This is a genomic window from Cellulomonas marina (assembly GCF_900111925.1).
Classification (GTDB): Bacteria; Actinomycetota; Actinomycetes; order Actinomycetales; family Cellulomonadaceae; genus Cellulomonas; species Cellulomonas marina.
Genome location: NZ_FOKA01000001.1, coordinates 1 through 14,576 on the forward strand (window position 1 = coordinate 1; position 14,576 = coordinate 14,576).

A 14,576-nucleotide genomic window follows, 5' to 3' on the forward strand; every position below is an offset into this window, starting at 1 on the left:
GGTCCTGCCCCTGCCACCAGCGCCACCACCACCGCCACCGGCACCCGAACCGGTCCCGGACCCCTGGGCCGGACCCATCCCCTTCTGACCACGCGTGGGCGGCGTCTCTGACGGCGTGCGGTCGGCGTCGTCGCCGTGCCACGTGCTGCCCCCGGGCGTCGTCGTGCTCGAGAGCGGCCAACCGTGTTCGCCCTGCCCGCCGAGGCGAGCGACTGCGTCCCCGTGTCCCGGGCGAGCAGCTGCGTCGTCGCGTCCGGGGCGGGACGCCGGCGCAGACAGTTGCGTCGTCGCGTCCGGGGCGAGCAGCTGCGTCGTCGCGTCCGGGGCGGGCCGCTGCGTCGCCGTGCCCGGGCGCGGAGCTGCGTCGTGCCCGAGAGCCAGCAGCGGTTCGTCGGGCCGCGGGCGATGCGCTGCGTCGCTGTGCCCGGGCGCGGAGCTGCGTCGTCGTGCCCGAGAGCCAGCAGCGGTTCGTCGGGCCGCGGGCGACGAGCTGCGTCGCCGTCGTCCGGAGGGAACGTGTTGTGGGACCGGGTCGGGTGCTCGCGCTGCTGAGGGCTGGTGCCAGGGTGGTGCTTGCCGCGGGTTCGACTGTGTACGTGCCGCTGCGTGCGGTCGGGCTGCGTGGTGCCGCCGAGCCGTCAGGCTGCTGGAGCGCCGCCCACCGGTCCGGGCGGGAGGACGCCGTCGCGGACGTCGGCGAAGAACTGGGGTGCGGCGGTCTCGTCGAGCAGGACGGTCGAGCCGATGTTGCCCGGACGGTAGTCGTTGTCGGCGATGGGCGGCGCGCCCGTGACGCCGCCGGGGCCGGTCGCCGAGCGGAAGGCCAGGGCGAGCCGCGCGAGGTCGGTGACACCCATCCCGTCGTCCACGCGGACGGCGCCGAGGCCGGCGTCGAGCAGGTCGGTCTGCCGGCCCGGGTGCAGGGCGAGCGACGCGGGGGACACCGCAGCCATGACGGCCCCGATGAGCTGGCGCTGCCGCTGCGCACGCCCGACGTCGCCCAGGGGGTCGGCCTTGCGCATCCGCGCGAAGGCCAGTGCCTGCTCGCCGTCGACGTCGTGGCACCCGGCGGTCCAGACCATGCCCGAGTCGGGGTCGGAGACGTCGGCGTCGTAGCAGAGGTTGACGCCCCCCACGGCGTCCACGACCTGCTCGACGCCGCCCATGCCGATCTCCACGTAGTGGTCCACGGTGAGACCGGTCAGCCCCTCGACGGTCGCCACGAGCAGGGGCGCCTGGCCCCAGGCGTACGCCGAGTTCAGCTTCGCCGGCCCGTAGCCCGGGACCTCGACGTACGTGTCCCGCGGCAGCGAGATGAGCGCGGACGGCCCGCTGCTCGGCACGTGCAGCAGGAGGATGCTGTCGGTGCGCGCACCCTCGACGGCTTCCCCGCCGACGGCGCCGTCCGCGCGGGAGTCGGACCCGGCGAGGAGGTACGTCGTGCCCGGCGTCCCGGCGGCACCTGACAGCGCGGCGACGTGCTGGATGCGGTCCTGGGCACGCACGAGCAGCGCGACGGGCCACGCGAGGAGCAGCACGAGCACCGCGGCGACGCCCAGGAGGACGGCACGTCGCCGACGGCCGGTTCGAGGCGCGCGATCGCCCGGTGTGCTGCCGATGGGTACACCGGACACGTCGCCCGCCGATCGTGGCGCCGGTCCGAAGGCGTTCGGACCGCTGCGCGCGGGGCCACCCTGGGCGGTTCCACCGTCGGTCGCTGCACTGTGGGGGGGTGCGGCGCCTGCCGCGCCGCCCGCCTGGAGGACGTGTGCACGGGAGGCCGTGCTCCTCGGCGCGCGAGGGGCCGCAGGGCTGGGCGCGCCGGTGGGGCGCGCGGCGGGTGGCGTCGTCGCGCTGGGCGCCGTCGACGCCGTCACCGTCGACCGGGGCGCCGCGGGGGCCGTCGACCGGGGCGCCGCGGGGGGCGACGACGGACGGGGTGCGCTCGTGGTCTGGCGCGGGGCGGCCGGACGGCGTGCACCGGGGTTCGTCGAGCCCGGGCCCGCGTCGGCGGGCATGGGACGCGCTGACGGGGCCGATTGGCGCGTGGGCGGGGCCGGTGGGCGCGTGGGCGGGACGACCGGGCGCGCCGGCGGGGGGACGGGACGAGACGGGGACGCTCCGCCACCGGTGCGGCGGGCGCCGGGGGCGAAGCTCGGGGGGCGGCCCTCGTCGCCCGAGGTGCCGCTCATCGTCGAGCCGCCGGGCGCGCCGGACGGACCTGGCGTCGGACCATGCGCTGATGGTGCCACCGCCCGGCCGCCGCCGGTGGGACGCGGGTCACGAGCAGACGGCCGTCACGTCGGCGCCGGTGAACGCCTCCTGCCCGGCGGCCTTCGTCTCGGTCGGCGTGGGCTCGGGCGCGGCGGGCGCCGACGCGGCCGGGTCGGCAGGGGCCGCCGGGTCGGTGGTCGCGGGGGCGGCGGGCGCGGCCGGCTCGCTGCTCGGCAGGGGCTGGTCCGCGGCGATGGCGGCCCAGACGGCGTCCGCCTCCGGCGTCCACACCACCCGGTTCGGGTCGGACGGCGCCGGGCCGAACGGGATCGTGAGGAACGTGATGCTCGCGGGGTCGATGCCGCGCAGCGAGAACGCCAGGCCGGTCAGGTCGGCGATCGAGCTCAGCCCAGGGTCGGTGGTGAGCGACTCGGTGGCGGCGTCGAAGAACCCGATGAGCTGGCCGGTGTCGGTCAGGAAGTTCTTGGACAGCAGCCCCTGGAGCGTCGCGGCGAGGAGCTGCTGCTGGCGGCCGAGCCGGCTGGTGTCGGACCCGTCACCGACGCCCTTGCGCGCGCGGGCGAAGGCCAGCGCGGTCGTGCCGTCGAGCGTCTGGACGCCGGCGGAGAGCTGCAGGCCCGCCATGGGGCTCGACATGTCCTCGGGGATGCACATCGTGACACCACCCAGCGCGTCGACCATCTTCGTGAACCCGACGAAGTCGACGACGACGTAGTGGTCGACGGTCACGCCGGTGTTGACCTGGACGGCCGAGATGGCGCACGCCGCGGCGGACGCGGCGTCCCCGCCCATGTCCGCCCCGGTGGCGAACGCGGAATTGAACAGGTCCGTGCGCGGCCGGGAGGTCTGGCCGTTCGTCGCCGTGCAGGCCGGGATCTCGACGAGGGAGTCACGCGGGATGGAGACGAGCTGGGCGCGCGACCGGTCGGCGGAGACGTGCACGAGGATCGTCGTGTCCGACCGCATGCCCTCGACGGAGCCGCCGATCGCCGCGTTCTCGCCGTCGCGCTCGTCGGAGCCCATGACGAGGATGTCCAGCGCCTGCCCGGCGCTCGCGTCCTGCGGGTCGGGGGTCGCGTCCGTGCTCGGCTCGTCCACCGGCACGACGAGGTCGCTGACGTCCGCCGACGTGATGTTCCCCTGCAGGTTGGCGGCCACGGTGGCGGTGCCGGCCACCGCGAAGGCCAGCACGCCGGTGGCGACGACCGCCGCTCCGCGCAGCAGCGGGTGGCGCGAACGGGCCCGGGCGTGGCGCAGCGCGCGAGGACGCCGGGGGGCGACGTGGCGGGAGGTCACGGCAGGATGGTAGGAGGGCACGGGGGGACGATCGGCAGCGGGCCCGGGAAGGTGCGGTGGAGGACCTGTGCAGATCGCCGCGGCTGACCCGGGGGACCCGGGCGACGACCCGAGCGACCCGAGGGACCCGTCAGACCCGAGGGATCCGTCGGCGCCGGCGGGACCGGCCGGACCGCCGGTCCCGCCGGCCGGACCGGCCGGACCGCCGGGGCAGGTGGCGTCGGGCTCGCCCCGTCAGCGCCCGAGCTTCGCGTACCGGGCCTCGGTGGCGTCCTTCTGCGGTCGCCACCACGCCTCGTGCGCGCGGTACCAGTCGACCGTCGCGGCCAGGCCGTCGCGGAACGTCGTGTACCGCGGCACCCAGCCCAGCTCCGTGCGCAGCTTCGTCGCGTCGATCGCGTACCGCAGGTCGTGGCCGGGCCGGTCGCTCACGAGGTCGTAGGCGTCCGGATCCTGGCCCATGAGCTCGAGGATCGTCTCGACGACGGTCCGGTTGTCCTTCTCGCCGTCCGCGCCGATGAGGTAGGTCTCGCCCGCGCGGCCCTTCTCGAGGATGGTCCAGACCGCGGCGTTGTGGTCCTCGACGTGGATCCAGTCGCGGACGTTCTGCCCGGACCCGTACAGCTTCGGGCGCACGCCGTCGATCACGTTCGTCACCTGGCGCGGGATGAACTTCTCCACGTGCTGGTAGGGCCCGTAGTTGTTCGAGCAGTTCGAGATCGTCGCCTGCACCCCGAAGGACCGGGCCCACGCGCGGACGAGCAGGTCCGAGGACGCCTTCGTCGAGGAGTACGGGCTCGACGGGTTGTAGGGCGTGTCCGGCGTGAACTTGGCGGGGTCGTCGAGCTCGAGGTCGCCGTAGACCTCGTCGGTCGAGACGTGGTGGTACCGGACCCCGTGCCGACGGACGGCCTCGAGGAGTGTGTACGTCCCGATGACGTTCGTGCGGACGAACGGCCACGGGTCGTGCAGGGAGTTGTCGTTGTGCGACTCCGCCGCGAAGTGCACGACGAGGTCCGTGGCGCCGACGAGGCGGTCGACCACGTCGGGGTCGGCGATGTCGCCCTTGACGAAGGTCACGCGGTCGGCCACCGGGTCGAGACTGCGCTCGTCGCCCGCGTAGGTGAGCGCGTCGAGGACGGTCACCTGGACGTCGGGGTGCTCGCGCACCGTCTGGTGGACGAAGTTGGCGCCGATGAAGCCGGCCCCTCCGGTCACGAGCAGGTGCACGACGAGACCTTTCGACGGGCGGCGTGTGGTGACCCGGCGGACCCGTGGCGGCCGGCCGGGGACGCCCCCGACGAGGTGCGCACGGGCGGCCCGTCGGCACGGGGGCGTGCCGCGCGAGGAGCATAGCCAGCGCGGGCCGCACGGGCGGGCGCGTCCGGTACGGAGGTGCCCGGATGTGACGCACGAGGACCCAGGGGCTGGAGGGCTCAAGGGTGGGATGCTGGCGGCCGAAACGGTAGGGGCACGCTGCCGTCACCCGTCTGGAGCATCATGCTGCTGCGTCTCGTCCTCTCGCTCGGCCTCGCCGCGGGCGTCGCCGGCGGGGTCCTGCCCGCGCCCGCCGTCGCACCGTCGCCCGGGGCGCCCGGTGGCCAGGTCGTCGCCGGTGCGGGGGTGGTCCGCCACGCCGCGGCCGCTGCGAGCGGTGACGGGACCGGCTCGGGGACCGGCTCGGGGACCGACTCCGGTACCGGCCTCGGTGCCGACGCCGACGTGCAGGTCGCCGAGGTCCCGCTCGTGCTCGACGTGCCCGGCGACGCCGCGGGCGCGGCGGCCGGCGCCGTTGCCGTCGACCCCCTGGCGCCGCTGCCCGCCGACGCGCCCGTGGCGGCGCTGGACACCGAGGAGGACGGTCCGCTCGCACCCCTCGTCGTCGACGAGGGGGCCGCGGGGCGCGTGGTCTCCGAGCCCGTGGCCGTCGCCGACTTCCAGACCCTCGGCGTCACCTGGGCCGACGGGCCCGCGCCGGACGTGCAGGTGCGGACCCGGACCGACGACGGCTGGTCCGCCTGGACCGCCCTCGAGGTCGGCGACGACGCGCCCGACGCCGGCACCCCCGACGCCGAGGCCGCGGCCCAGCGGGCCGGCACGCAGACGCTGTGGGTCGGGGAGTCCGACGCCGTCCAGGTCTCGGTGGCCGCCCCGGCGGACGGGACGACGACGGCGCGCGACGTCGAGCTGGTGCTCGTGGGCTCCGAGGCGACCGGCCCCGCCGCCGTGGTCCGGCCCGCGGTCGCCGCCACGCCCGCCGCCGCCGGCATGCCGCCCGTCGTCACCCGCGCCGCCTGGGGCGCCGCGTCTCCGAGCTGCGAGATGGCGTCCGCGAAGGCGCTGGTCGGCGCGGTGGTGCACCACACCGCCGGCTCCAACGCCTACGCCGACCGGGCGCAGGCGATGCAGCAGATCCGCAACGACCAGGCGTACCACATGCAGGGCCGCGGCTGGTGCGACCTGGGCTACAACGTCATCGTCGACAAGTTCGGCACGATCTACGAGGGCCGCGCCGGGAGCCTGGACAAGGCCGTCATCGGCGTCCACGCCGGCGGCTTCAACACGGGCACGCTCGGCGTCTCCATGCTCGGCACGTTCACCACGGTGGCCCCGTCGCCGGCGATGACCGACGCGGTGGCGCGCATCGTCGGGTGGCGCCTGGGTGCCTACGGCGTCGACCCGCGCGGCACGATGCAGTACTGGACCGGCGCCGGCGAGAACTCCCGGTTCACCAACCGGACGGTGACGCTCCCGCGCGTGCTCGGGCACCGGGACGTGGCCTACACGGCGTGCCCCGGGGACCGCGGCTACGCGACCCTCGCGGCGATCCGCAGCGCCGCGGCCGGCTACGCGCCCGGCACCACCACCTCCGACGCCGCGTCGCTGGTGAAGGCCCTCTACACCGACCTGCTCGACCGCCCCGCCGAGGCCGGCGGCGTCACCTCCTGGTCCTCGCTCCTCGTGCAGGGGACGTCCTCCGCGGACCTCGTCGGCGTCCTGACCAGCTCGACGGAGTACCGCACCCTGCGTGTGCGCGAGGCCTACGAGCAGGTCCTCGGCCGCTCCCCGGACGCGGGCGGCGCCGCCGGCTGGGTCGCCGCGATCGCGGCCGGCCGCCTGACGGTCGACGACGTGCAGCGCCTGTTCTACGAGTCGCCGGAGTTCTACCAGGCCGCCGGCGCGACCGACGCCGCCTTCGTCACGCGGGTGTACGAGGTCATGCTGGGCCGTGCGCCCGGTGCCGCCGAGCGGGACTTCTGGGTCGCGCGCATCGCCGCCGGCAATCGCGGGCAGGTGGCCGCCGGCGTCTGGGCCTCGCTCGAGGCCGCCCAGCAGCGGGCGTCCGGCTACTACCGCACCTTCCTGGGGCGTGACCCGGAGTGGTCCGGGCGTGTGTACTGGGGGCAGCAGCTGTTGGAGCGCGGCGAGGGCGTCGTGCGCACCGGCATCGCGGGGTCCGCCGAGTACTGGGCGCGGGCCCTGACCCGGTACCCGGCCGTCAGCGCGTGACGCACGGCGACTCCGGGCATCACGACGAGCACGACGACGAGCACGACGAGCACGACGACGAGCGGGACGACGAGGGGACCACGGTGCGCAGGGGCGTCGACGAGGACGGGACGACGGGGACCCGGGCCGGGACGACCCGGGCCGGGACGACCCGGGCTGGGACGATCAGGGCCGGGACGATCAGGGCCCGGGCGACCGGGGCCGGCACGACCGGGAGGACCGGCGCGGTCGCCAGGGCCGTCCGGCTGCTGACGGTCGCGGCGGTGGTGCTCGGGCTCGTCGCGGTCGACGCCGCGCGCGGGCCCGTCGCGCCCGCGCACGCCGAGGACGGGTCGCTCCGGCTCACGGTCACCGGGCACGGCTGGGGCCACGGCCGCGGCATGGGCCAGTGGGGCGCCCTCGGCTACGCGCAGCAGGGCGCGCCGTACCAGACGATCCTCGGCCACTACTACGGCGGCACGCGGCTGGCGGCCGACGCCGGCAACCCGTGGGTCTTCGTCGAGCTGACGCGGTTCACCGGCGCGGCCACGGACGTCCTCGTCCAGGGCTACGGCCTGCACGCCGGCTCGACGAGCGTGCCCGGCTACGGCTACCTGCGCCTGCGGTGGAACGGGTCGGCCACGGAGGTCCAGACCGGCCCGTCGTGCGGCGGCCCCTGGACGACGGCCTCGACCGTCGGCGCGACGACCGTGGAGGTGGGCGCCGGCGGCGCCGGCGGCCTCGACGGGCTCATCCGCACGTGCGAGCCCACCGGCAGCACCGGCTACCGCGGTGCGCTGCAGCTGCGCGTGGTCGGCGGGACGCGCTACGTCGTCAACGCCGTGCAGATCGACGACTACGTGCGCGGCGTCGCGGCGGCCGAGATGCCGCCGTCGTGGGGGAGCACCCCCAACGGCATGGCGGCCCTGCGCGCCCAGACGGTCGCCGCGCGCAGCTACGCGCTCGCGTCGTCCCCGCGCGCCTCGGGCGCCACCCTCTGCGACACCACCGCGTGCCAGGTCTACCGCGGTGCCTTCTCGACGGGCGCGCAGGGCCCGGGGGCGGCCCGGACGCTGCGCGAGGACGCCCGCTCCGACCAGGCGACCGCCGAGACGTCAGGGCAGGTCATGCGCACCTCGGCCGGGCGCATCGCGCGCACGGAGTTCAGCGCCTCGACCGGCGGCTGGACCGCGGGCGGCACGTTCCCCGCGGTCGTCGACGACGGCGACGCCGTGGCGGGCAACCCGCACCACACGTGGACCCTCGCGACGACGGTCGGGGAGGCGGGGGCCCGGCTCGGCGTCGGCGTCCTGCGCAGCTTCACCGTCACGGGCCGCAACGGGCTCGGCGCCGAGGGCGGCCGCGTCACGTCGGCGCGGGTCGTGGGCACCACGGCCACGCGCACGATGACGGGGAACGAGGTGCGCCAGGCGCTCGGGCTCAAGAGCGACTGGTTCACGGTGTCGCTGTCGCCCGCCGACGCCGCCGCGCTCGTCCGGGCCCTCTACCAGGACCTGCTCGGGCGCGACGCGGAGCCGTCCGGCGTCGCCTCGTGGTCGGGGCTGCTGATCGGCGGCGCCTCGTCGGCGGACCTCGTCGGGGTCCTCACCTCGACGCAGGAGTACCGGGAGCGCCGGGTGCGGCAGGCGTACGCCGAGGTGCTCGGGCGCCCCGCCGACGACGGCGGCCTGCGCGGATGGGTCGACGCCGTGGCCGCCGGCCGGCTGACGATCGACGACGTGCAGCGGCTGCTGTACGAGTCGCCGGAGTTCTACCTCGCGTCGGGGTCCGACGACGCGGCCTACGTCGGGCGCGTGTACACGGTCATGCTCGGCCGTGCGCCGAGCCCGGAGGAGTCCGCCTACTGGGTCGCGCGCGTGCGCAGCACCGGGCGCGGGTCCGTCGGGTTCGGCGTGTGGATGTCGCTCGAGGCGGCGCAGGGGCGGGCCGCCGGCTACTACCGCACCTTCCTCGGGCGCGAGCCGGAGTGGTCCGGCCGCGTGCACTGGGGGCAGGTGCTCCTCGAGCGCGGCGAGGGCGTGGTGCGGGTCGGCATCGCCGGCTCCGACGAGTACTGGGCCCGCGCGCGGGTGCGGTTCCCGGCCTGAGCGGGAGGGCCGGCGGGCACCCGGTCGGGCGTCGCGTCCGGCCGGGTCGCGCCCGGGTCGGGCGCGGTCGAGGCCGGGTCAGGCGCCCGGGACCGACGCGTCGATCTGGCGGTCGAGGATCGCCTCGGCGCGCTCCTGCTCGCGGTCGGGCCCGGTGCGGTGCGTGCGGACGTGGCGCCGGTACACGCCGTCGCGGATCGCGTTCGCGGCGGCGAGGGCCAGCTCGTCGCGCCGCAGCGTCTGCGTGCGGGTGAGGATCCAGCCGACGGTCAGCAGCAGCATCCCGACGATGAACGACGCCACCCCCGCGATGAGGCTCGGGAACCGCTCCACCTCGCCCGTCTCGACGAAGCCCGCGATCGCGACGCCGACGAGCACCGCCGCGGCCACGAGCCACGGCACCGACATGAGGCCGAACGCCTGCAGCGGCCGGTGGTCGCGCCACAGCCGCAGGATCGCGCGCAGGATGGCCCAGCCGTCGGCGTAGGTCGACAGCTTCGAGACCGACCCCTCGGGCCGCGCGCCGTAGGGCGCGGGGATCTCGGCGTAGGCGAGGTCGAGCGCGACGGCGTGCGCGGCGATCTCGACCTCGACCTGGAAAGCCTGCGAGCGCACGGGCATGGAGGCGGTGAACCGGCGGCTCATGCCCTTGTAGCCGGTGAGGATGTCGCGCAGGCCGATGCCCGTGAGCGCCCGCTGCAGCCCCGTGAGGGCCGCGTTGCCCCACTCGTGGCCGGACCGGTACTCGTCGCCCTCGGCCTTGCTCGCCCGGGACACGTTCACCAGGTCGTAGCCGCGGCAGTAGACCTCGTGCACGAGCTGCACGGCCGCCGCGGGGTCGTACGTCGCGTCGCCGTCGACCATGATCGTGACGTCGTGGTTGCTGTACTCGAGCAGCCGCCGCACGACGCGGCCCTTGCCCTTGATGGGTACGTGCACGACCGTCGCGCCGGCGCCGCGGGCGACGTCGCCCGTCCCGTCCGTGCTGAGGTTGTCGCCGACGAGCACCTCGATGTCCGGCAGGACGGCCCGGAACCCCGCGATGACGCCGCCGATCGTGGCGGCCTCGTCGTGGCAGGGGACCACGAGGAGCACCGAGGCCCCGGCGCAGCGCTCGCAGGGCCAGCCGCCCGGGGGCTCGCGCCGCACCGTGCCGTCGTGCGTGTCCACAGGTCCCCCATCGGGTCTCGTCACCGCGGGTGCGCGGCGGGTGCTGTCGCGTGGGCGGGCCGTCGTGGGGCGCGTCCGGCCGGCGGTGGCCGGGCCGTGGCGCGTGGCCGCCGGCGCCCAGGGTAGCCGGGCGGGCGGGGGCCATGACCTACAGTGGCCCCGCGCCGCGCGCCCCGTGACCCGGACCGAGGGCCGGTACGCGGCCGCCGCGGCAGCAGGGTGCGGCGCCGCACGCCGACCTGTACCGGACCCGTGACGAGCCCGTACCGACCACGTACCGACCACGTACCGACCACGTACCGACACGTACCGAACGAGGGAACCCCCGCATGGCGACGACCACCGCAGCCGCCCACGGCCCCGGAACGGCGGCCGGTGCGACGACGACCGGCGCGACGGGCCGGTGGGGGCGCGACCGCCTCCTGTGGTGGCTCGCCGCCGGTGTCGTCCTCGTCGGGGTGTCCGTGTGGACGGTCCTGCGGCGCACGCAGCACTTCCTCCAGGCCGACGGCGTCCAGCAGTCGGTGATGTCCGTGCAGGACGTCGACCTGTTCTTCTGGGGCCAGAACCGCTTCTTCGCGTTCACGTCCGTGCTCGCGCAGCCCTTCGCGGACCCCGACGTCAACCTGTTCGTCTGCCTGCTCGTCAACGCGCTCGCGTTCCACGTGCTGCTGCTGCTGCTGGCCTGGATGGGCGTCCGCGCGGTGACGGGCTCGCGGGACCGGTGGGCGACCGCGGTGCTGTTCGGCGGGCTGCTGGCCGGTGCGCACCTGCTCATCGCGCCCGTCCGCCTGCACATCCTGGCGCTCGAGAGCCAGCCGTACTCCCTGTCCTGGTCGATGGCGCTCGGGTCGTTCCTGCTGTGGAAGCGCCGCTCGCCGTGGGCGCTCGGCGCCGCGGTGCTGCTCGTCGGGCCGGCCGCCGGGCTCAACCCGTCGGTCGTCCTCGTCGTGGCGTTCCTCGCCGTCGTCGAGATGGTCCGACGCCGCCAGTGGGTGCGCTGGCTCGTGCTCGGCGCGGTCTGGCTGGCGTGGCTGGCGGTGTGGCAGGTCCTGTCGGCGCGGTTCGGCGGCACCGCGGGGCCGATCCCGGACGCCGAGCAGCGCTACTTCGCGTTCGACCTGCCGCAGTTCCTCCGGGACACGCCGCTCTCCCTCGGGGCCGTCACCGGGGCGTTCCGGCCGCTGCCGCTCGTGCTGCTCGCGGTCGTCTCTGGGCTGGCCGTGCTGGCGCTCGCCCCCGCGCGGCGGGCGGCGCTGCTGCAGCGGCTCGCGCTGGCCGGCGTGTTCTGCGCCCTGTACTGGGCAGTCTTCACCGGCAACCCGTGGGTGGCGGTCAACGGCTACCCCGTCCGGTACTTCTACCCGGTCGTCCTGTTCCTCGTGGTGCTCGCCGTGGTCCCCGTCGTGGCGCTCGCGGTCGGCCTCGTGCGGCCCGAGGGCGTCCTGCGCCCCGGGCTCGTGCCCGCCCGGCTCACGCGCGGCGGGTCCGCACGGGCCGGGCGCGCGGGGACGGCGCCCGGCTCCCGCGGGCCCCTGCCCCGGGCGGTGCCGCTCGTCGGGGCGGCCGGCGTGCTCGTCGTCGCCCTGGCGGGGCCGCTCGTGCCGCCGGAGCGGGCCGACGTCCTCACGGGCGTGCGCGCCACCGGCGACTTCGTGCAGGAGAACGACGTCACGTTCCTCGCCGGGTACTACTGGGACATGTGGCCCCTGCTCCACGAGACGCTCGACGCGGGCCGCGACGCCACGTACGTCACGGGGTTCAAGAGCGGTGGCGACCCGGTCGGCTACCGCGCCGCCTTCGAGCGCGAGCTGGCCGAGGGCGACGGGCCGCCCCTGGCGGTGTGCGTCAACGAGGACCTGGCGTTCTGCCTGACGTACCTCGACTTCTGGACGCAGGCGGGCTGGCGGCCTACGGGGGAGACGTGCCCCGTGCCCGGCACGACCCCGCAGCTCGGCAGCCCGCCCGTGCGGCAGTGCCTCGTGCTGGAGTACGCGGGCGCGGTCTGACGGGGGCGCCGCCAGGCCCGACGAGCGGGACGCGGCCGCGGAGGAGCGGCCGGGCGACGGGCGCGTGCGCGGACGGCCGCCGGTCGGCGACGTCAGGCCGTCGCGGGCACCAGCCCGACGTCGAGGCGGACGAACCCGACCTCGCGGGAGTCTGCCTGCACCGTGAGCTGGGCGCCGTCGCGGAGGCGGTGCACCTCGGCGCCGGTCGGCCCGGCGATGGCGCCGTGCACGGTGTAGGAGCCCTCGCCCAGGTGCAGCGCGGGGATGGTGAAGTCGAAGGCGGCGCGCCCGACGACGGTCGGCAGCGGCACGCCGAGCAGGCGGCTGTTGGTCCCGTAGATGCCCTGCCCCGAGCCGGACTCGAAGCCGAAGCCGAGGATCCAGTCGCCCGTCAGCGGCTCCGTGGCGTCCACGGTGACGCGCACGGCGAGCGGCCGCCCCGGGGCGACGACGCCGACCGGGGAGCCGCCGTCCAGCACCTCGACGGCGCTGATCGTCGCCTTGGGCCGCTCCTCCGCGGGCGCCGGGGTGGCGACGGCGCCGCCGGCGGCGGCCTCGGCCTCCTGGCGGGCGCGGCGCTCCTGGTCGCGCTCGATGTCCTCCGCGCGCATCTGGTCGAACTCCGAGCGCAGGACGCGCAGCGCCTCCGCGGGCGTCCCGTCGGCGACGAGGCGGCCGTGCTCGAGGACCACCGCCCGGTCGCAGACGTCGGCCACCTGGTCGAGGCCGTGCGTGACGAGCACGATCGTGCGGCCCTCGTGCTGGAACGAGCGGATGCGGTCCATGCACTTGCGCTGGAACGGCTCGTCGCCGACGGCCAGCACCTCGTCGACCAGCAGGACGTCCGGGTCCACGTGCACCGCGACCGCGAAGGCCAGGCGCACGTACATCCCCGAGGAGTAGAACTTCACCTGCGTGTCGATGAACTGCTCGATGCCGGAGAAGTCGACGATCGCGTCGAAGTACCGGTCGGTCTGCTTCGTGCTCAGCCCGAGGATCGACGCGTTGAGGTAGACGTTCTCCCGGCCGGTGAGGTCCGGGTGGAACCCGGCGCCGAGCTCGAGCAGCGCGGCCATCCGGCCGCGGGTGCGCACGGTGCCGCTCGTGGGCTGCAGGATGCCGCCGATGGTCTTGAGCAGCGTGCTCTTGCCGGAGCCGTTGGGGCCGATGAGCCCGACCGTGGTGCCCGACTCGATCGACAGGTCGACGTCGCGCAGCGCCCAGAAGTCCTCCTTGTGGCGCTGGGAGCGGCCGAAGTTGACGACGCGCTCCTTGAGCGACTTCTCCTTGCGGATGACGAAGCGCTTGGAGACGCCCTCGACCTGGACGACGGTCGGACCGGACGAGCGGGCCATCACAGCTCCTGCGCGAAGTTGCCCTGGAGGCGCGCGAAGACGCGCTGGGCGACGAAGGTGAACACGACGCCGACGAGGAAGGCGATCCCCAGCCGGGTCAGGAGGTTCTCGGGGACCGGTTGGCCGTCCCCGGCCACCCAGAAGACCTTCTGGAAGCCCATGACCGCCAGCGCCATCGGGTTCGCCAGGTAGAGGTCCTCGAGCCAGCCGTCGAGGCGGGGCTGGACGAGACCCCAGGAGTACACGATGGGCGAGACCCAGAAGAACACCATGACGGCCACCTCGACGAGGTACTGCACGTCGCGCAGGTAGACGTTGACGGCCGCGAGCAGCAGTGCCCACGCCAGCCCCCACACGACGGTGACGGCCAGGGTCGCGGGGAAGTACAGCCAGCGTTCGCCGGTCGGCGGGTCCCCGATGATGAGGGTGGCGACCACGAGCAGCAGGAGCTGGACCGCGAAGTTGAAGAGCGCAGAGCCCAGACCCGCCAGCGGGAACACCTCGCGTGGCAGGTAGACCTTCTTGATGAGGCCCGAGTTCCCCACGATGGACGCCGTGCCAGACGTCACCGTCTCGGTGAAGAGGTTCCAGATCGTCAGGCCCGCGTAGATGAAGATCGCGAACTCGGGGATCTGGCGGGCGGCACCGAGGAACTGCCCGATCGCGATGGCGTAGATCAGCAGCAGGGTCAGGGGCCGCAGCAGGCTCCAGACGAACCCGAGCGTGCTGTCCTTGTAGCGCGCCTTGAGCTCGCGGCGGATGAGCAGGTCCAGCAGCTCCCGGTGCGCCCACAGGTCCTTGACCTGCGCGACGAAGCCGCTCGCGACGCCCGGCTGCGGACCGGTGACCCGCAGCGGCTCGGCGGCCAGCCGGGCCACGCGCGTGTCGTGGCTGGTGCTCATGGACGTGCTCCC

At 75.3% G+C, this 14,576-nt stretch carries 9 protein-coding genes; 3 read left to right on the plus strand and 6 right to left on the minus strand.

The window, feature by feature from the left end:
* Window positions 1-638: 638 nt before the first annotated feature.
* From BM048_RS00005 to rfbB, 3 genes are all read right to left on the minus strand, one after another.
* Complete coding sequence (locus BM048_RS00005; protein WP_239078943.1) at window positions 639-1,544, minus strand: LCP family protein; 906 nt, start codon at window positions 1,542-1,544, stop codon at window positions 639-641.
* Between the two features lie 736 nt (window positions 1,545-2,280).
* A complete protein-coding gene (locus tag BM048_RS00010; RefSeq protein ID WP_239078942.1) occupies window positions 2,281-3,531 on the minus strand; it encodes an LCP family protein in 1,251 nt (416 codons plus the stop codon).
* Between the two features lie 234 nt (window positions 3,532-3,765).
* Window positions 3,766-4,761, minus strand: coding sequence for a dTDP-glucose 4,6-dehydratase (rfbB, locus tag BM048_RS00015; RefSeq protein WP_090029673.1), 996 nt, complete (start codon window positions 4,759-4,761; stop codon window positions 3,766-3,768).
* Window positions 4,762-5,031: 270 nt separating this feature from the next.
* Between rfbB and BM048_RS00020 the strand changes: the two genes are divergently transcribed.
* Together BM048_RS00020 and BM048_RS00025 are read left to right on the plus strand one after the other, a co-directional pair.
* A complete protein-coding gene (locus BM048_RS00020) occupies window positions 5,032-7,041 on the plus strand; it encodes a DUF4214 domain-containing protein (RefSeq protein WP_090029675.1) in 2,010 nt (669 codons plus the stop codon).
* Window positions 7,038-9,128: a DUF4214 domain-containing protein gene (locus BM048_RS00025; protein ID WP_090029677.1), complete on the plus strand. Its 2,091-nt coding sequence runs from the start codon at window positions 7,038-7,040 to the stop codon at window positions 9,126-9,128. Before BM048_RS00020 ends, BM048_RS00025 begins: the two co-directional genes overlap by 4 nt.
* 78 nt (window positions 9,129-9,206) lie before the next feature.
* Here the strand turns inward: BM048_RS00025 and BM048_RS00030 are convergent, their stop codons facing one another.
* A complete protein-coding gene (locus BM048_RS00030) occupies window positions 9,207-10,298 on the minus strand; it encodes a glycosyltransferase family 2 protein (RefSeq protein ID WP_139224243.1) in 1,092 nt (363 codons plus the stop codon).
* 329 nt (window positions 10,299-10,627) lie between these two features.
* Between BM048_RS00030 and BM048_RS00035 the strand changes: the two genes are divergently transcribed.
* Window positions 10,628-12,307, plus strand: a complete 1,680-nt coding sequence (locus BM048_RS00035) for a hypothetical protein (protein WP_090029680.1) — start codon at window positions 10,628-10,630, stop codon at window positions 12,305-12,307.
* Window positions 12,308-12,399: 92 nt separating this feature from the next.
* On the opposite strand, the gene BM048_RS00040 is transcribed toward BM048_RS00035, so the two are convergent.
* Entirely contained in the window at window positions 12,400-13,662 is a 1,263-nt protein-coding gene (locus tag BM048_RS00040) for an ABC transporter ATP-binding protein (protein WP_090029682.1), read from the minus strand.
* Window positions 13,662-14,564 carry an ABC transporter permease gene (locus tag BM048_RS00045; RefSeq protein WP_090029683.1) on the minus strand — a complete coding sequence of 301 codons (903 nt, stop codon included), beginning with the start codon at window positions 14,562-14,564 and terminating at the stop codon, window positions 13,662-13,664. Before BM048_RS00045 ends, BM048_RS00040 begins: the two co-directional genes overlap by 1 nt.
* Window positions 14,565-14,576 lie beyond the last annotated feature (12 nt).